Genomic DNA, 20,491 nt, shown 5'->3' on the forward strand with positions numbered 1-20,491 from the left:
GTATTAAGGGGGGAATAATTTTGAATTTTTTATTACGTTATAGGAAGATCGCATGGGTATTTATAATATTATTAATTTTCACTGGAATCTTTACATATATTCAACTACCTAAACGAGACATTCCTGAAATCAGTCAAAATATCGCATCTGTCTCTACAGTTTATCCAGGTGCAACACCGAAAGAGATTGAACAGACAGTCACTAATCCAATTGAAAATGCTTTGGAAGAAATAAACGGAATATCTGAAATGTCCTCTGCTTCTACCAATGGCTTTTCGACGATTACATTATCTTTAGAAAGTGATATAGATGCAAGCAATGTCTATAGCACAATACGACAAACTGTTTCAGAAACAGCTAAGTCGTTTCCAGATCAAGCACAAACACCGAGTGTGTCAACAGACTTGGTCAAATCTAATGTAGCTACATACCATTTATTAGCTAAAGAACAAGCGCCTCTATATGATTTGAGGGGTGAAATCAGACAATGGGAAGAAGAGCTCACTTCTATTAATGGGGTGGAAAGTCTTCAAGTGAAAGGTCTACCTGATGAACAATTATCCATCTCTTTAGATCCAGACGCATTAGGTGAGAACCAGATACAACCAAATCAAGTGATTACAGCTATTCAGAATGCAACCTCACCAAAAGCACTTGGAACAGAACAAAAAGATGATACACTTTATCAATTAAGTCTAGATACTAATGAGAGTGTAGAGGATCTAAAAGATACTTATATTGCCAATAGTGCAACTTCTGGCGAGGCAATTTATTTAGAAGATATAGCTTCTATTAAACGTGAAAACAAGCAAGTCTCGGATATTATACGCTATGAAGATAACTACGCACTTTCAATTACTGTTCAAGCGAAAGAAGGTGTCAACATTGAACAGCTTCAAGCTAGTATCACTGATAAAGTAGATCAATTATCAAAAGATTTGCCAGAAACCATTACAGTAGATCAATTTTATACGCAAAGCACGGTCATTAACGAAGTGTATTCAAGCCTTATCTCTTCGTTTATCCTATCGTTAATTGCTGTATTAATTATCATGCTACTTGGTCTACCTGTTTCTTCAGCTATTTTAGTCGCATTGGCCATTCCTATTTCGATTGTTGTTGGCTTGATCCCGTTACCATATGCAGGAGTGGACTTAAACCAAATATCTATTATCGGCATGATTGTTGCCATTGGTATTCTTGTTGATGATGCGATTGTTGTGAATGATAACATTCAAAGAAGATTTCAATTAGGCGATTCTGCGTTACAAGGAACGATTAACGGAGTACGTGAAGTAAGGGTTTCTATTATTACATCAACCCTAATGATTGTGTTCAGTTTCTTTCCTTTAACTTTTTTATCAGGTAGTAACGGAGACTTCATTCGGGCTTTACCACTAGCATTAATTTGCACGGTTGTTGCTTCTACCTTATTAGCCTTGACACTTATCCCAACTGTACAATATTCACGTAAAAAAAGGGCAGATAAACAACGCAAGAAAAAGAAAAGAAATGCTAAAAAACAGGTCGGTTTATTGGGGGGATTATTTAATAAAATTGAAAAGGTTTATGCTGAATCTATTATCCCTGCTACCATTAAAAAGCCATGGCTAACAGTTGGACTTGGAATCATGCTTTGTCTCCTTTTATTGCTATTGGCATTTAAGGTCCCATTCGAATTTTTCCCTGCAGCGGATCGAGCAGAAGTTACTATCTCAGCTAGGTTAAGTCAAGGAACGACAATAGAGAATACAGATCAAACGTTACAACAGATGGAGAAATTCTTACTTGAGAAATCCGATAAAATTACAGAAACCGTTACTTATACAGGCGGTGGTGTACCTGGCATCTTTAATTCCAGTATGACACGCACGGGTGAAAACACTGGTCAATTAGTTGTTCGAGTGGATCGAGATACGACAAGTGCAGCTGATTTCATTGATGAATGGGAAGCACCATTAAGAGAAGCATTTCCTAATGCAGAACTATTTTTAGAAACGAGCGTGTCTGGTCCACCACCTTCACCTAGTGTAGAAGTAAAACTGCAAGGTCCTGACGTCGATCAGCTAGTTACTTTTGCTGATGATTTAAAAACTCAGTTAGCAAATTTAGAAAGCTCAAAAATTGTGACAGCAAATACGAGCAAAGACCAAGACTATATTACGTATGAACTAGATCGTGAATTACTAGCTAATAAAGGAGTAAATCCAAGTCAAGTTATTGGAACACTTCAGCTAGCTAATGTCGGCGTTCCACTTGGAGAATTTGATAATGGTGAAGAACGTCTGTCAATTCAATTATCACTAGACGACGGAAATGCAGAAGGTATTGATTTAACAGCATTAAATTTAGCTGTTCCGAATAGGGATGCCGCGGCACCACCTGAAATTATCGGTTACGATTCCATTATATCTGAAGAATCTAGTGAGCAAATTGGCGCTATCCCTCATTACAATGGGAACCGAACGATTACGATTGAAGGGTATGAAATAGATGGTGAAGAAGAAGCATTTACAAAAGATGCAGATAAAATTATCGCATCAATGTCAGACGAATTACCTGATGGCTATCAAATTATAGAGGAAGGCGCAGCGTCTGCTGAAACAGCATTTTTCGTTGAAGTAGCAAAATTATTCTTGATTGTGCTATTCCTAATTTATCTAACAATTGCCATTCAGTTTAATTCGTTATTAACACCATTATTAATTACCAGCACCGTTCTACTTGCAATCACTGGAGCGATCGTCGGGTTGTTTATTTCTGGTGAACCGTTAAGCTTCTTGGCTGTACTAGGAATTGTTTCCTTGTCAGGTATTGTGGTAAGAAATTCAATCTTGCTTATTGAATTCATTGAACAAAACCGAAATGTGTATGATTCTGTATTACAAGCTATTACAGAAGCTGGTCGTGCGCGTGTGCGTCCAATCATATTAACAACTTTAACATCGATTGCAGCGCTTGTACCAATCATCTTTACAGGTGATGTATTGTTTAAACCGCTTGCTGTTTCGATTGTTTATGGCTTGTTGTTCTCTACAATTTTGACATTAGTGTTATTACCAGCATTCTATATTACAATGGATAAAATAAGAAAATAACGACATAAAAAGCGTGGATCTCATTTTGAAATCCACGCTTTTCCTTATTTATAAGCTTGCTTCTTTTTCTATTGCATTTGGGTCGTTGTAGCGTTTAATGTTTAATTTTTTCATTACTTTTGATGTTAATGTTCCAGACAGCATTGCGTCGTTTACATTTAATGCTGTTCTTCCCATATCAATTAATGGTTCAACGGAAATAAGCAAACCAGCTAATGCTACCGGTAAATTCATTGATGACAGCACGATTAAAGCTGCAAACGTGGCACCACCACCAACACCAGCTACACCAAATGAGCTAATACCAATAATTAACACAAGCTGAATGATAAATCCAGGTGTTAATGGATCAATACCTTGAGAAGGTGCAATCATAACCGCTAACATTGCTGGATAAATCCCTGCACAACCATTTTGTCCGATTGTTGCACCAAATGAAGCAGACATATTTGCAATCCCGTCATGTACACCTAAACTATTTCTTTGTGCTTGAATGTTTAAAGGTATTGTACCTGCACTTGAACGTGAGGTAAAGGCAAACCCTAGTACTGGTAGCACTTTACGTAAATAAGTGAATGGGTTTAATCCAAATCCTGCTATAAAAAGCAAGTGAATTACAAACATAACAAGTAAAGCCACATAAGATGCGCCAACAAATTTACCTAATTCAATTATTCCTCCAACATCAGTACTGGCAACAGTGTTTGCCATTAGGCCTAAAACACCATATGGCGTCAATCGTAAAATAAGTGTAACCATTCGCATGACAACAGCATAAATCGCATTTACACCATTAATAAACCGTTTTGCTTCTTCTGGCTTCTTTCGTCTAACTCCTAATGCGGCAACACCAATGAAAATGGAGAAAATAACAACAGCTATCGTTGATGTTGCACGTTGACCTGTCATATCTAAAAATGGATTCGCTGGAATAAAACTTAAAATTTTCTGAGGTGTGGATAAATCCTTCACATCACCTAAACGTTCTTCTAATGCTATGCCTCTATCTTGCTCTGCCTGACCCATTTCAATTTGATCAGCATTCAGATCGAAAATTGCTGCACTCGCTATCCCAACTAATGCCGCAATCATTGCTGTACCAACTAGAAACGAAATAATCCATGCAGACATTTTTCCTAAATCCGCTGACTTTTCTAAATTAATAATTGATTGAATAATGGAAACCATCACAAGCGGAATAACAATCATCATTAATAATGATACATAGCCTCTCCCCGCAATGCTATACCAATCTGTTGTTACACCAACAATTTCAGAATCTGCGGAATAGGCCACTTGTAAAAACGTTCCTAATACAATACCTAAACCTAAACCAGTGAATACACGCTTACTGAATGATACGTGCTTTTTTTGCATATAGAATAATAAACCGATAATTGCAAGCATAATAGCGATATTAAGTAAAATAAAAATTGTATCCATATACACCCTCCTTGTTTGTTGATAAAAATAGTCGGAATTAGTTGTTTGCTTATATACATTAATTCCGATCGTTTTACTGTATTATACTAAAAGAATTCATAAATGATGTCAAGTTTTTTATTTTAGTCATCAATCACCTCAAACAATTGATCATATAAAGCTAACCTATTATAATTTTCCCTAAAAACAAAATGTTAAGCTCTATTTCGTTAATTTAATTTGCTGCATTTATTGTTAAAATAAGAAAATAGATTATCTTACAGTCAAAAAGGGTAAAATAAATTAATATATACTGCAATACAAAAATATGCTATTTCTTGCTAAACTATGCTATCCTATTATTACTGAGAAAAATAGAAAGGTGTTGAAATACTTGTTACAGAAGAAAAGCACTAGGATTCTTGTTACAACCATTTTAATATTTTTATTAATTTATTTAATTTCAATTACAAACTTTATTTTTGCTCCTGTGGCTGCCTATCTTGCCGCTATTGCAGTACCAATTATTGGGGCAGGATTAATTTTTTACATAACGAACCCACTTGTTAACTTACTAGAAAAATACAAAGTGCCCCGTATTTTAGGTATCTTAATCGTTTTTCTACTTATCTTAGGTTTAATCTTTTTTGGGATTAACGTCGTTGCACCTATTGTACAACAGCAATTCAATAAATTAATTAATAGTATACCTAATATGGCTCGAAATGCAGAGGAGCTATTTAATTTATGGCAGAATCGTCAAAGCTATATTCCGAAGCAATTTGAAGACACGATTCAAAACATGACGGATAACCTAATGACTTACGCTGAAAATATTACTACTGCTTTAGTAGACACAGTTGGGCAAATCTTCGGCTTTGTATTCTCGTTTTTCTTAATTCCATTTTTCTTATTCTTCATGTTAAAAGATGGCGACAAATTTGTCCCATTTATTACACAGTTTCTTAGTGAAGAAAAGTCTAATAGCTTAAGAACATTATCTAGCAATATTAACCATACGTTATCTTCGTTTATTCAAGGACAATTTATTGTTAGTATATGTGTTGGGATTATGTTGTATATTGGTTATGTCATTATTGATTTACCGTATTCCCTAACACTTGCTTTGTTTGGTATTGTAATGAATTTAATCCCATTCGTGGGACCATTCTTATCAGCTGTTCCGGCAGTTATTGTTGGTTTCTTCCAAGAGCCCATGCTGGGTGTCTGGGCTGCGGTAGTCATGATTATCGCACAACAAGTAGAAAGTAACTTTATTTCACCTAATGTGATGGGTAAAGTGCTAAAGATTCATCCTTTAACTGTAATCACTTTAATTTTAGCAGCTGGTGGGATTGCTGGTTTCCTTGGCTTGCTATTCATCATACCAATGTACGCAGTAGTTAAAACTATTATTTCACACTTTTATCATGAGTGGAGAGAACGTCAACCTGCTGATGAAAAAGATATAATTTAATAAGTTGTACAATATATGACGTTGGTGAGTAAAAAACTCACTAGCGTCATTTTTATTTGGACATCTATAAAAGACGGTGAATAATGTTTGTTTCGCTGCAGAAATAGGCTTGCTTTCCGCAGGCACGGCTTCAGCTAACTTGGTAAAGAAAACCACTTTACCAAGTGGATCTTCAGCTCGCGCTGTTCCTGCAGGACAAGGAACGCTTCGGCAGCGATGCATCGCACGAAGAAAATAGATTTTTATTTTCGAGGAGTCCCGCCTATTTCCTCCGCTTTGTGCCTTTCCATCTTAGCTGTTTGCTATAAGAATGCCGTTATCATATAACAACGGATGTACCAAAGGGATTATCAATAAAGTTAAGATGTTAAATTGAGTAATACAAGACTATCGTAATCTTACAAATTACAAAACCGAATATTGTTGCCCTTTCAATATAAAACAATAGAACAAACACAATGAATGAAAAACAAAACACGTCCTAAAGCAGCTTAGCTACTTTAGGACGCGAACATAGAATAATTCAGTTGACTATTCTAACTTACCAACGCGATTTGACGTACAACCAAAAGATCGAGCCACAGTGATTGGCTCGATCTTTTTATTATTGTGCGTCTTCTATTTCTTTTACTAACTTATCTAGGATTTCACCATTTACTGTGGATACATTTTCACGGTAGAAATCACGTACAGGAATAGCTAAATCCTTGAATGCTTGACGTTGTTCTTCTGTCAATTCAATTATTTCTGTTGGATTAGTTGTATCATTCTTAATTTCTTCTAAGAACTTCTCATTTTCACGTTGTTGTTCTTCAAATACCCAATCCTGCATCTCTTGTACTGTCTCATCAATTAATTTCTGTTCCGCTTCACCTAAGCTATCATACCAATCTGAATTAACTGTAGTCATCGCAACATAGTTATTGTGATTAGAGATTGTCATATAATCTTGTACCTCATGGAAAGATGCATCTCCAATAAAGAAGATTGGGTTTTCTTGTCCTTGCACTGTACCATTATCTAGCGCAGTATATAATTCACTCCAGCTCATTGGTGTTGGATCAGCACCATATGCTTCATATGATTCCAAGATTAAAGGTGACTCTTGTGTACGCATTTTGAAATTCTTAAAATCAGACGGCTTTTCTACTGGTGTAGAACTAGTCCATTGCATTGCACCTTCTGTCCAGAACGCTAGTGGTGAGATGCTATACTCTTCGTAACGTGCACGCAAGTCGGTATTTAATGCTTCACTATTTGTTAAAATCTCTTGTGTCTTCTCTACGCTATCAGGAAATAGGAATTGAAGCGCAAAGATTTGTCCTTCTTTAACCATACCACCCGTGAAACCTGGTGACATAACAGCCATTTGAACACCGCCATTTTGCAATAGTTCTACTTGGTCTGTCTCACTACCTAAACCACCATACTCATATGGCTCAACCGTAATCGCACCGTCTGTTTTCTCATTAATGCGTTTTGCAAACTCTGCAGCATACTCATATTGTACCTGCCCTTTAACCTCTTCCGTGACAAACTTCCACGTATCCTGACTATATTCTGAACCTTCTCCGTTGCCACTATCGTTTGTGGCTTCGTCTTCTCCACCGCCACAAGCAACTAATAGAAAACTAAGTGTTACTACTGTAAGTAAACCGAAAAAATACTTTTTGTTAAAAATATTCATTACCCCCTAATTTTTTTTGGTATATATTCACTGCCTATGACGGCAGGAACCAGCGATATGCAAGTGAAATTTCTGGAACTAAAATTAGTAAAATACCGATTGCTACTAACATGATGATAAACGGAGGCGTGCCCCGAATAACATCTAAATAGGATTTTTGGTATACGGCACTAGCTGTAAATATGTCTACTCCAAATGGCGGAGTGGCAGAACCTAGTGCAGCTTGGAAAGTAACAATAATCCCTAAATGTATTGGATCAATTCCTGCTGCTTGAGCAGCTGGCATGAAGATTGGTGTTAAGACTAAGATCACAACAATCGGATCAACAAACATACATCCTACAAAGAAAAATAATGAAACCATTAATAGAACATATAAAGCACTTGGATCAGTACCTAGTACCGTTTCTGTAATTTGCTGAGGAATTCTAGCAAACGAGATTAGCCATGTAAATGCTTGCCCGCCAGCTACTAAAACAAATACGGCTGAAGTTACTAATCCTGTAGACAATGCTACATTTGGTATATCTTTTAGTTTAATTGAACGAAAAATGACTACTTCTAAAATAAATGCATAAAACACAGATACACCAGCAGCTTCTGTTGGTCCAAATATCCCAGAGTATAATCCTCCGATAACAATAACAGGGAAGCCTAATGGTAAGAGTGCTTTCTTTGTAAATTTCCAACGCTCTGCCCATGTGTTCTTTTCTGCAAGTGGAATGTTATGTACTCTTGCATGAATATAACTGTAAATGGCAAAACATAGAAATACGAGTGTACCAGGAATAATACCCGCTAAGAAGAGATCTCCAACAGAGGTGCCCGATACTAATGCATACATAATCATTCCGATACTCGGTGGAACAAGTAATGCAATATCAGATGAATTAATAATTAGCGCAATTGCACTAGAATCTTTATAACCTGCTTTTAAAAGTCGTTGACGCATTGGTGTTCCGATAGCAACCACTGTCGCTTGTGTTGATCCTGAAATAGCACCGAACAATGTACAAGCCGCAGAGGTTGTAATCGCATATCCACCTCTAATGTGACCGACGAAAGAACCAATAAAATCTAATAATCTATTTGATGTTTTTCCTGTTGTCATAATGTCAGCAGCGAAGATAAATAAAGGTACTGCTAAAAGCACATATGACTCGATTCCTGTTTTTAATTGCTGCATCATCAGCATAGGATCCATCATTGGGAAGAAAACTAACATCACCACTAATGGCGCAGCAATTAAAGGAATCATCATAGGAAAGTTAAGTAATAATAAGACGACCATAATCGTCAATAATGTCGTTAACATAACGTAATCCTTTCTATAACGATTTTCTTGTTTTTATACATTCGCATTCTTTGATTATTCTATAATTTCAGTAAGATTTAGACGTGAATTTGATCCTCAACATCTTTTTTTCTGCTTTCTTTATCTTCATCATTGTAATCTTTCACATCTGTGCCTAAGTAAACTTCCTTATTCACTATATTAATCCAAACATTTCGTAAATATTGAATCCCACCTAATACTAGTCCAATAGGGATAAAGATTAACATATATGTTACTGGTAATTGTAATGCGGCAGTAACTGTACCACTTTCATGTACAGAAACAACGTATTGATATGAATAATATGCTACTGCAAAGAGTACGATTGCGGTAACGAAAGGAATGAGTATTGCTAAAGTTTTTCGAACGGGGTAAGGAGCTAAATCATAAAATGCTGACATACTAATGTGGCGTCCTTTTCTTGCTGCATAACTGATCCCCATAAATGTTGCAATAATAACAGCAAATAAACTAATTTCAGCAGCAAACACCCAACTAGATCCAGTGATTGCTCTACTAAGTACATTTCCCACTACCATTATTGCAATTAAAATAACGGAGTAGCTCAGAATAATTTCTTCTATACGTAACAAGAAATTATCTAATGCTCTAATAATTTTCAATGAATCGGATCCTCCTCTTTCAAAAGCTGTCTCAATTTTTTTCACAGTAAGTCAAGTATAAATTAACCTTAAATTGTTAACAAACAGGATAAAATCGAATTAATTGGAATTTTACAACATATTTACGTCTAAGAAACAAATGATACAGCTTTATGTATTTATAGGCTAAAATACTCTCTATTCTTAACAAATACTTTAAAAAAGCCTTTACATATTACTGGGTAATCACACCCTTTCTATATTAATTTATTGATAAATTTTTCTTTTAGAATAAAAAATGATTGAGAGTGACTTCACATGACTTGGCACCGTATACATCTTACATCTTTATTTACATACCCGTTATCCATGATTTAAAACGTGTAATTTTATTTTCTATATTAATAAAACAAGCACACAAAATGTAATTGGACCATTTTCGTGTGCTTGTTTTGCCTTTATGCTAATTTATTCATTATTTGCTTCTTGATTATTTTTTTGTTTACGTTGCTCTTCAATTTTCTCTTTAATTTTACCAAATTCTTTGCTTGGCGGTGTTAAGCTGACAATGATATCCCCCACTTCTGGTGTAACTGTTGAATCCTCTGTAAAGAATTGAATAACACCACTTTGCTTAAGGATAAACAATAATACGGTACTTGTTTCACAGTTATTCACATAATTATCAAATGAATATCGCTCTGTCAATGTAGTTTTCCGGAATACATAGCCGATTTCAACCTTATGGGTTAAATCATCGAAAGCAAATTTTTCATCAAATAATACTCTGCCTCCAATCGTATGATCTATATCCTCTAAATCATCGCCACTATTTCGTTGAATCGATAAACGATAGACATCCTTTCTACCGAATTCCGGAACGAACGTGGAGGACACGAGTGCATTGTAAGCATCGTACTCTGTCGCTGCCACCAAATAATCATATGGCGTCATATCTATTAAATACTCTGTTTGTTCTGATAAAATATCACCATAGTGAGACGGTATGCCCGCTTGACGCGCTTTGTGTAACCTCTCCCATGAAGAATCTACAATCAAAATAGGTATATCTAGTTTCTTCATCACATTTGCTAATGAAACAGAGAAATGGTTACTACCTACCATTAGGACACCTGGTTTTCCATTTGAAGATAAATTTAATTTTCTAGCAAGCCACCCAATAGAAAAACCGTGCGCACAAACAGTAAAAAATACAAGTGCAAAAGTAACAGAAGTAACTATCTCTGCTCCTTCATAACCACCTTCCATTAAAACAGAAGAGAAATAACTAGCTACTGTTAACGCAACAATTCCACGTGGGGCAATCCAACCAATTAATATTTTTTCCTGAATCTTCAAATCCGTTCGAATCGTTGACAAGAAAATAGATAATGGTCGTACAAGAAATAACATTAATAGCACATATCCAATAATTTCCGGTCGAAAAACTTGCATCAATGTTTCTCGTGTTAAAGATGCAGTTAGCATAATAAATATTGAAGATACAAGCAACACGGAAATATCTTCTTTAAAGTGACGCATCTGTCTAATTGATGCAATTCCCATATTAGCTAAAGTCATCCCCATTGCAGTTACAGCAAGTAATCCTGTTTCATGTGCTACTTCATCTGCAATAGTGAAACAAGCAATGACAGCAATTAAAACGGTTGAAGACTTTAAATATTCTGGGATACGGCCTTCTTCAAAATATTTTCCTATTAGCTTACCGAATACAACCCCTAAAATAACGGCGAAAATCGACGCTAACAAGAAATAGAGTAAGGAGTATAACGTTGATTCCTCTCCTGTGAAGAACACAATAATTTCAAAAGCAAACACAGCAAGTAATGCACCAAAGGGGTCAACAATGATACCTTCCCATTTCAGTATCTTTGCTGGACGCGGCTTCAATTTTGACTGCCGTAATAATGGCAAAATAACTGTTGGGCCAGTCACAATGAAAATTGCCCCAATAACAAAAGAGACCTCCCAAGACAAACCTGCAACATAATGAGCAGTTAAAGAACCTAACATCCAGCTAATAAAAGCCCCCCATGTTACGATCCGAAAGACTGGTTTTCCTAAACCTGATACTTCTTTAAAATTTAAGTTTAAGCTTCCTTCAAACAAGATAATAGCTACTGCCACAGAAATAAACGGGCTATACAAGTCACCAAAATCTTGTTCTGGTCGAATCAGATTGAATACAGGTCCTGCCATTAATCCGATAATGGACATAACAACAATTGCCGGCAAACGGAAACGCCAAGCAACCCATTGGGAGCCAATACCAAGTAATCCAATAATCATAAACTCTAGCAAGAATGAATCTACCATTGTTTCCTCCCCCTTTCAGCCTGTTGAATTAGACGAAAATTGTATAACGTTAGTTTACTGGTAGTTCGCTCTCATGTAAATTCAGAAGTCTTGATTCTTTTGTAAAATTTTAAAAAACAAGCCTTTCGACATACTCTACAATGCGTTATGATTAGTTAGATAGTATGCACTGAAAAAGGATGAATATTTATGTTAGAGCAAGCAGAGAAAGTACTTAAAGAATATTATGGTTTTGATTCTTTTCGTCCTGGTCAAAAAGAAGTTATTTCACATATATTAGATAAAAAAAACACATTAGCTATTATGCCCACAGGTGGAGGAAAATCAATCTGTTATCAAATTCCAGGATTAATGCTAGAAGGGACAGCTATTATTGTTTCTCCTTTAATTTCACTTATGAAAGATCAAGTAGATGCGTTAGAAAACCTCGGAATCAGCGCTACATACATAAATAGCTCATTATCAACCACTGAACAACGAGAGCGACTTATTTCTCTTCAAAACGGGAAGTACCAATTTATTTATGTTGCACCAGAGCGTTTTGACCACCCACAGTTTTTAGCAATCATTAAACATATTAAATTATCTTTTCTAGCGTTCGATGAGGCACATTGCATCTCACAATGGGGACATGATTTTCGGCCAAGTTATCGTTCCATTGTTTCAACGATAGGAACGTTATCTAATCTTCCTTTTGTAATGGGGTTAACTGCAACTGCAACAAAGGAAGTCATTCAAGACATTCAAACACTACTAAATATAGATGATCAAACAGTAGTAAATACAGGTTTTGCGAGAAAAAACCTCTCTTTCCACGTAATCAAAGGACAAGATAAGCAAAGCTTTCTAAAGAAATATATAGCTGAACATAACAATGAATCAGGTATTATTTATGCTCCAACACGAAAGCAAGTGGATTCTTTATCTACTTTGCTTAAGCAAAAAGGATATGCTGTGGCTAGTTACCACGCAGGACTAAGTGAGCAGTTTCGTCAACAAGAGCAAAATCGTTTTATTCAAGAAGAAGCAACAATTATGGTTGCAACCAATGCTTTTGGTATGGGCATTGATAAATCAAATGTTCGTTATGTCATTCATTACGCATTACCAATGAATATTGAATCCTACTACCAAGAGGCTGGACGTGCGGGGCGTGATGGGGAGCCAAGCGATTGTATTTTACTATTTTCAGGTCAAGACATTCATTTGCAAAAATTCCTAATCGAGCAATCCTTAATGGATGAAGAGAAAAAAGTTAATGAATATAAGAAATTACAGTCTATGATTAATTATTGTCACACAGCTACTTGCTTACAACAATTTATGCTTAGATATTTTCAAGATGATTCTTTACAAGATGGTTGTGCTAATTGCAGCAACTGTCAACAAAGCGGTGAACAAACTGACAAAACGCGTGAGGCACAAATGATATTGTCCTGTGTAAAACGAATGGGAGAACGATTTGGTGCAGGCCTAACCGCAAAAGTGCTGAAGGGGTCAAAGGATAAGAAAATAAAACAATTTGGCTTTGAAAGCTTGTCTACTTATGGATTAATGGCCAAGGAAACAGAGAAAACGATCACTAGCTTTATTCATTACTTAGTAGCAGAAGGTTATTTATCAACCGGCGATCAACGCTTTCCTACCTTACAATTGACAAAGGAAGCTGAGGCAATTTTAAAAGGAAAGCAAAAGATATGGATGAAGCAGACCAATGTTCAACAGCAACAACAATCAGACGACTATGATACAGGGTTGTTTGAAGCATTAAGAATATTGCGTAAGAAAATTGCTGATCAACAAGGTGTACCACCGTATATTTTATTTTCAGATGTCGCTCTAAAGGAAATGAGTATTTATTTTCCAAAGACAAAGCAGGACATGCTCCGTATTAAAGGAGTTGGCGAGAAAAAGTATGAACAATATGGAGAAGCTTTTATGGACGAAATTTGCACGTGGACCGCAGCTAACGGAACTGATGAAAGTGAGAAAAAGCCTAGTCATTTGGTAAGTTACGAATTTTATCAAGCTGGATACACACTTGAGGAAATTGCACAAATGAGAGAAGTCAAAGATCAAACTATAATTAATCATTTATATCAATGTTTTCAAGAAGGATATCAGTTAGAGTGGAATGTGTTCTTTTCCGAAGCGGAAGAAAAAGACGTATTAAAAGCTCAAGCTGAGTTACCTGAGCCTAAGCTTAAAGCGTTAAAGGAAAAGTTAGGTGAAGCATATAGTTACGCGATGATTCGTGGCGTATTAATAAAAAATGGATTGCTTTCTTAATAAAAAAACGATTATACAATATATGACGTTGATGAATAAAAACTCATCAACGTCATTTTTAAGTCATGTAATTTTATTAAAATGCCCAGGCGCCTTTGCGGAATACGGCTTCTGTGCTACCATCGGCTGTTACTCCATCAATATCTAACTCTCCTGAACCAATCATGAAGTCTACGTGTGTTAGGCTATCGTTTACTCCATGCTTATCCAATTGTTCATCATCCATGTCTGATCCGCCAACAATATTTGTCGGGTAAGCTTTTCCAAGGGCAATATGACAAGATGCGTTTTCATCAAACAACGTATTATAGAAGATCAAACCTGACTGAGAAATTGGCGATGCATGTGGAACTAATGCAAGTTCACCTAAACGACTCGCTCCCTCATCCGTTTCTAAAAGATGCTTCAATGTTTCATAGCCTTGCTCTGCTTTGAAATCAGTTACTTTTCCATCTTTAAAAGTTAAAGAGAAATTATCAATCATGTTTCCACCGTAAATTAAAGGCTTTGTACTTGTTACTGTTCCATTTACACCATATTTATGTGGTAATGTGAATACTTCTTCTGTTGGCATATTCGGGTTAAATGCATTACCAGCAGTAGTTTCTGCTGCTCCACCCTTCCAAATATGTCCTTCTGGTAAATCGAAGCGAATATCTGTGCCTGGTGCTTTAAAAATAAGTGCTTGATATTGTTTTTTATTTAGAACTTCACGCGCGTCTTTTAGATTTTGATTGTGTTTATCCCAAGCAGCAATTGGATCCTCTTGGTCAACACGCACAATTTTAAAAATTTGTTCCCATAAAGCTTCTTTTGCTTCTTCCTTTGATTTGCCTGGGAAGATTTTTTGAGACCAATCGCCTGTTGGAATAGAAATAATTGACCATGCAATTCGATCGTTCATCGTATATTTACGGAATTCTTTCATTGCTTCACTTGATGCTTTTTGTGCTTTAGCTACTTTTGCAGGGTCTACATCTTTTAATAAATCTGGATTCGTTGAGCGAATTGACAATAAAGCCGCTCCGTCTTTTGCAAATGCTAAATGTTTCTCCACTTGCCACTCAGGGATCTCAGTTAACACTTCTTCTGGTGCATGCTGATACTTTAATAAAGTGATCGTATCATCTTGCCAATTCACTAATACATCTTTCGCTCCTAATTCATACGCTTTACGTACGACGATTCGTGTGAAATCCGCACCTTCAATAGAAGAATTAATCATTAGCGCTTGTCCCTTTTGTAAATTAACACCTGTACGCAAAGCTAATTCTGCATATTTTTCTTGCATTTGCTTGTCTGCCACTATACATACCTCCAATAAATAATTGTATCTTTCTCTATTATTCCATATTTATTTCGATTAGTGAAATACTTTAACTAAATTACGTTTGTTGTTCTATTTCTTCGACTAATAGAGATAGCTCTTCCCAACGTTCCATCTTCTGCTCTAATACCGCTTCTAGTTCGGTTTGTTTTTCATATAAAGATTGAACCTTTTCTGAGTCACTTCCAGAATCAATAATCGCTTCTTGCACATCATTTATTTGTTCTTCTAAAGCTACAATCTCTTCTTCAATGCCTTCCCATTCTCTTTGGTCATTGTAAGACAGTTTTTTACGTTTGGGTTTGGGCTGTTGAGCTACTTTCTTAGCTACATCCTTCGTCTTAGTTGCTTGTTTAAGTTCTTGATCTTCCATATATTCTGTATAATTACCGTAAAATGTCGAGATTGTTCCTGGTGCGGTAAAAGTAATTAATTGGTTTACTACTCGGTCAAGAAAATATCGATCGTGTGAGACAGTGATCACGACACCAGGGAAGCTATCTAAATAGTCTTCTAATACGCTTAATGTTTGCACATCTAAGTCATTTGTAGGCTCATCTAGTAGAAGCACATTGGGCTCTTGCATCAAGACTTGCAGTAAATATAGACGTCTTCGTTCACCACCGGACAAACGTCGAATGTATGTCCATTGTTGGGCACGTGGAAATAAGAAACGCTCTAGCATTTGCTCTGCTGTAATGGTTTCTCCGTTTTTCGTATGAATGACTTCTGCTGTTTGACGAATATAATCAATAATTCGTAAATTCTCATCCATCTCACGGTTATCTTGTGTATAGTAACCAATATGTACTGTGCTACCAACCTCTATTTCCCCGCTATCTGGCTTGATTTGATCTGCAATAAGTTGGAGTAAGGTTGTTTTACCACTACCATTTGCACCAATAATACCAATCCGATCATCAGGAGTAACAAGTAAACTAAACCTGTTTACATAATTTATGTCATTATAGGATTTAGATACATCATGTAACTCTAATACTTTTTTGCCTAAACGTTTTGTGCCGACTTGGAAATCAATTGATGTATCTGACGTATCAAATGTTTCCTCTTTCATTTCTTCCACTCGATCAATTCTTGCTTTCTGTTTTGTCGAACGGGCTTTTGCTCCACGTTTTAACCATGCTAATTCTCTTCTTAACGTATTGGCATGCTTTTGTTCATTTTGTTTCTCTAGCACTTCTCTTTCTGCTTTCTTTTCTAAAAAAGTTTCATAATTACCTTGATACTGATACGAGTTCCCTTTATCTAATTCTATAATCCGATTCGTAATTCTATTTAGGAAGTAACGATCGTGGGTGATTAAAACAATGGAACCTTGATATTGATTCAAATACGATTCTAGCCATTCTATCGATTGATTGTCTAAATGGTTAGTTGGCTCATCTAATAAAAGTAAGTCTGCTGGCTGAATAAGCGCTTTAGCCATTGCTACACGCTTCTTCTGCCCACCAGAAAGCTCTTTAATAGGTTGGTTAAATACCGTTATTCCTAGCTTGGTTAAAATCATTTTTGCTGTAGTGTTTGCATCCCAAGCATCTAACGTATCCATCTGTTGTTGTAATGCCATTAATTGATTTTGAAATGCTTGCTCATTTGGATTACTTTCTAGCTGGATTCTCACTTTTTCATATTGCCTCATCAATACCATGATTTCGGCTTCACCTGCAAACACTTCTTCTAGCACGGTCGCATTTTCGTTTAGTTCTGGATCTTGCTTCAAATAGGTCACTCGAAAATCCTTTGCGTGATGCATTTGACCTTGATCTGCATCTTCTAAACCCGCTATTATTTTTAATAAAGTTGACTTTCCTGTTCCATTGACACCAATGAGACCTATTCGTTCCTTTTTTGATATAGAAAAAGAAACATGGTCGAACAACTGCTTGTCCCCATAAGTTTTCACTATATTTTCAACTGCTAATATTTCCATTTTAATCACCTTTCACCGTACAAAACACTTATTCAAAAAAGTATAGAATAATATCCATTTGTACCGAGTTTAACGGTTATCACAGTTATTATTCTATACTTTACTTTTAATTAAAACGACTTGTTTCATTCCAAGGAAATGCAGTACCAAATCGTTCTGACATTTCTTTTGCTACTTTTCTTCTCTCTCTACGCATCTTCATTCTTTCCTCGGCTTCACGGTATAACCATTTCTCTTCTTCAGATTCTGGATACACCTCTGGAACCGTTGTTGGTTGGCTATTTTCATCAATGGCTACCATCGTAATAAATGCATTTGCGCAAACTTTCCGTTCCCCTGTAAGTAAGTTTTCCGTTACAGCTTTAACAAAAACTTCCATTGAAGTGCGGTGTGCATAAGTTACAAAAGCCTCTAAACAGATGGTATCTCCTTCTTTAACTGGATGTAAAAAATCAACAGAATCAATCGATGCCGTTACAACTAACTTCCTTGCATGCCGAGTTGCACTAATTGCTGCAATGTCATCAATATAAGCCATTAACTGTCCACCGAATAATGTACCATGCCCATTCGTATCAGAAGGTAGTACATGTGAATTTTTTACACTTAATGAAGCAACAGATGGTTTTGGTTCCATTATATATTCCTCTTTCTATGTTAAAGAATTGGTGCGATTAATCTAGCAACAGACTCTTTAAATCGAATCCAAAGTGAACGTTGCTTATAAACGTCCCAAGTTAATTCATTAGAATTAGCTATGTCTTTATGATATTCACTAACTAATTTTCTTGCAATTTTTTCACTGTATAGAAACGCATTTACTTCAAAGTTTAAACGGAAGCTTCGAACATCGATGTTAGCCGTACCTACTGATGCAATTTTTCCATCAACGACAATGGTTTTTGCGTGTAAGAAACCTGGTTGATAAACATAAATTTTTGCTCCTGCTTCTAATAATTCCCCTACATAAGAATAGGTTGCCCAATACACAAATGGATGATCCGGTTTATTCGGAATCATAATTCTAACGTCGACTCCAGATAATACCGCAATCCTTACCGCATCTGCTAAGCTCTCATCCGGAATAAAATATGGCGTTTGGATATATACATATTCTCTTGCTTCCATAATCATTTTTATATAACCAATTTTTATTTGTTCCCAATCCGAGTCAGGTCCACTTGATACAATTTGAATACCAACATCACCTTTTGGATTTGATTCAAAATATCTATCCTCATATAAGATTGTATTTCGTGACGCCTGGTTCCAATCAAGTATGTAGCGAATTTGCATGTTTCGAACAGATTCACCAATAACTCTTAAATGTGTATCACGCCAATAACCAAATTTTTCACTCTCACCTAAATACTCATCGCCAATATTAAATCCACCAATATACCCAATGTTTCCATCAATGATCGCTAATTTTCTATGGTTACGATGATTAATCTTAAAGTTAACTTTTGGTATGAGCGGCGGGAAGAACGACTCCACTTCTACTCCAGCATCTTTTAGTCTTGTAATGTATTTTTTTCCTAAACCCCTTGAACCCATATCATCATATAAAAAGCGCACCTTTACGCCTTCTTTTGCTTTCTTAACTAATGTATCAGCAATTCTCTGACCAAGATTATCATTTCTAATAATGTAATAAATCAAATGAATATGATCTTTCGCTTGTTCCATGTCTGCAATTAAAGCATTGAATTTTTCATTTCCATCTGTAAATATTTCTACATCATTGTCTTGCGTATAGATTGCATCATCATTTCTTAAATGTAAAAATAATAAGTCCTCGTATTCTTCTAACCCTTTAGGTATTGGAAAACTACCTTCTTTTATTAGATCCAATTGAACTTTCACTGCATTTTGCACGCCTAATTTACTTTTATTATCCCAAATAAAAAGTTTTTTGTTGCTTAATTTCCTTCCAAAGATTAAATACAAGAAAAAACCAAATACAGGTATAAACATTAATACCAAAAGCCAAGCCCAAGCAGACGTCGCATTCTTACGTTCTAAAAAAACAATAGCAAATGCTAAGAATATATTAAATACAAGAATAAACCATAAGATAACCGTTGCCATGTCCACTTACATCCCCCCTCATATACTTGTGACATCATTATACCATTATGGTCAAAATATATTTATCTTTATGCTTCCCATTAAAAAAGGAGGTTATTTCCCTCCTTTGCTAATTTATTTCAAGGTTATTATTTGTTTTTGTCTGTTTGGGACCTCGTATGTCTAATACCCCATTTTGAAACGATGCATGTGTTGTTTTTTTATCAATTACATATGGGAGTTGTACAGTACGCTCTGCATATTTATATTTTCTCTCTCGTTGCACATAGTTTTTGCTTGTGTTACTCTTCTCTGTCTCTTCTTTATATTCTACCCTTATTTTTAGACGATCTCCAAAAATATCAATGTGAATTGCATTTTTCTTGACTCCTGGTAAATCGGCTTGAACAACCCACTCTGTTTCTGTTTCAAATACGTCAACAGCTAAGCGTGACGAAAAACCATTTTGTTGAAAAAAAGAATCCATCGTTTGTAGCAAGTTGTTTTTTGGTCGGTCATGAAACAGTTGGTCCATCTTTCGTATAAAATCCTGCCCTGCTTCTACAAACTCCGATTTTCTATCCTGTTCATCCATTTGTCTCACACTCCTAACTTTTAACTACCACTACTATATGTTTCTTTTCCTGTAAGAGTTAATGATTATAGTTATTTTTATAATAAACAGACTTTTCAAAAAATATGTTGACATATCTTTTTTGTTCCCTTATAATCCTTACTAACATGTACATATCTCTTATCAAGAGTGGCAGAGGGAATAGGCCCGACGAAGCCCGGCAACCAGCAAGTTTACTTGAAAAGGTGCCAAATCCTACAGGTAGGAAAAACCTGATAGATAAGAGGAGGAAAAACGGACGTTTAGCCCTCTTCTTAACTG

General features: G+C 35.9%; 13 protein-coding genes and 1 riboswitch. Of the genes, 3 read left to right on the top strand and 10 right to left on the bottom strand.

Annotated features, from left to right (window positions below):
- The first annotated feature begins 20 nt into the window (after window positions 1-20).
- Entirely contained in the window at window positions 21-3,098 is a 3,078-nt protein-coding gene (locus HP569_RS08745) for an efflux RND transporter permease subunit (RefSeq protein ID WP_182200793.1), read from the top strand.
- Window positions 3,099-3,146: 48 nt separating this feature from the next.
- Here HP569_RS08745 and HP569_RS08750 read toward each other — a convergent pair whose 3' ends face one another.
- Window positions 3,147-4,541: an L-cystine transporter gene (locus HP569_RS08750; protein ID WP_182200794.1), complete on the bottom strand. Its 1,395-nt coding sequence runs from the start codon at window positions 4,539-4,541 to the stop codon at window positions 3,147-3,149.
- Between the two features lie 373 nt (window positions 4,542-4,914).
- On the opposite strand from HP569_RS08750, the gene HP569_RS08755 reads away from it, so the two are divergent.
- Window positions 4,915-5,997 carry an AI-2E family transporter gene (locus tag HP569_RS08755; RefSeq protein ID WP_182200795.1) on the top strand — a complete coding sequence of 361 codons (1,083 nt, stop codon included), beginning with the start codon at window positions 4,915-4,917 and terminating at the stop codon, window positions 5,995-5,997.
- Between the two features lie 604 nt (window positions 5,998-6,601).
- Here the strand turns inward: HP569_RS08755 and HP569_RS08760 are convergent.
- The 4 genes from HP569_RS08760 to HP569_RS08775 all read right to left on the bottom strand — a co-directional run bounded on the left by HP569_RS08760 (window position 6,602) and on the right by HP569_RS08775 (window position 11,959).
- Window positions 6,602-7,684, bottom strand: coding sequence for a DctP family TRAP transporter solute-binding subunit (locus tag HP569_RS08760; RefSeq protein WP_182200796.1), 1,083 nt, complete (start codon window positions 7,682-7,684; stop codon window positions 6,602-6,604).
- A gap of 34 nt (window positions 7,685-7,718) precedes the next feature.
- Window positions 7,719-8,999: a TRAP transporter large permease gene (locus HP569_RS08765; RefSeq protein ID WP_182200797.1), complete on the bottom strand. Its 1,281-nt coding sequence runs from the start codon at window positions 8,997-8,999 to the stop codon at window positions 7,719-7,721.
- 77 nt (window positions 9,000-9,076) lie between these two features.
- On the bottom strand, window positions 9,077-9,643 hold the full coding sequence (locus HP569_RS08770; RefSeq protein ID WP_182200798.1) for a TRAP transporter small permease: 567 nt from the start codon (window positions 9,641-9,643) through the stop codon (window positions 9,077-9,079).
- A gap of 447 nt (window positions 9,644-10,090) precedes the next feature.
- Window positions 10,091-11,959 carry a cation:proton antiporter gene (locus tag HP569_RS08775; protein WP_182200799.1) on the bottom strand — a complete coding sequence of 623 codons (1,869 nt, stop codon included), beginning with the start codon at window positions 11,957-11,959 and terminating at the stop codon, window positions 10,091-10,093.
- A gap of 189 nt (window positions 11,960-12,148) precedes the next feature.
- On the opposite strand from HP569_RS08775, the gene recQ reads away from it, so the two are divergent.
- Entirely contained in the window at window positions 12,149-14,248 is a 2,100-nt protein-coding gene (gene recQ, locus HP569_RS08780) for a DNA helicase RecQ (RefSeq protein WP_182200800.1), read from the top strand.
- A gap of 76 nt (window positions 14,249-14,324) precedes the next feature.
- Here recQ and HP569_RS08785 read toward each other — a convergent pair whose 3' ends face one another.
- From HP569_RS08785 to HP569_RS08805, 5 genes are all read right to left on the bottom strand, one after another.
- Window positions 14,325-15,554, bottom strand: coding sequence for an aminopeptidase (locus HP569_RS08785; protein ID WP_182200801.1), 1,230 nt, complete (start codon window positions 15,552-15,554; stop codon window positions 14,325-14,327).
- Between the two features lie 79 nt (window positions 15,555-15,633).
- Window positions 15,634-17,526 (bottom strand): ABC-F family ATP-binding cassette domain-containing protein, encoded by a 1,893-nt coding sequence (locus HP569_RS08790; RefSeq protein WP_182200802.1) that lies wholly within the window; start codon window positions 17,524-17,526, stop codon window positions 15,634-15,636.
- A 106-nt stretch (window positions 17,527-17,632) separates the two neighbouring features.
- Window positions 17,633-18,163: an acyl-CoA thioesterase gene (locus HP569_RS08795; RefSeq protein ID WP_182200803.1), complete on the bottom strand. Its 531-nt coding sequence runs from the start codon at window positions 18,161-18,163 to the stop codon at window positions 17,633-17,635.
- Window positions 18,164-18,183: 20 nt separating this feature from the next.
- Window positions 18,184-19,623 (bottom strand): cardiolipin synthase, encoded by a 1,440-nt coding sequence (gene cls / locus HP569_RS08800; RefSeq protein ID WP_425501853.1) that lies wholly within the window; start codon window positions 19,621-19,623, stop codon window positions 18,184-18,186.
- 103 nt (window positions 19,624-19,726) lie between these two features.
- Entirely contained in the window at window positions 19,727-20,191 is a 465-nt protein-coding gene (locus HP569_RS08805) for an Hsp20/alpha crystallin family protein (RefSeq protein WP_182200804.1), read from the bottom strand.
- A 156-nt stretch (window positions 20,192-20,347) separates the two neighbouring features.
- Window positions 20,348-20,456: riboswitch (SAM riboswitch) on the top strand.
- The last annotated feature ends 35 nt before the right edge of the window (window positions 20,457-20,491 follow it).

The organism is Paraliobacillus salinarum, assembly GCF_014083865.1.
Classification (GTDB): Bacteria; Bacillota; Bacilli; order Bacillales; family Amphibacillaceae; genus Paraliobacillus; species Paraliobacillus salinarum.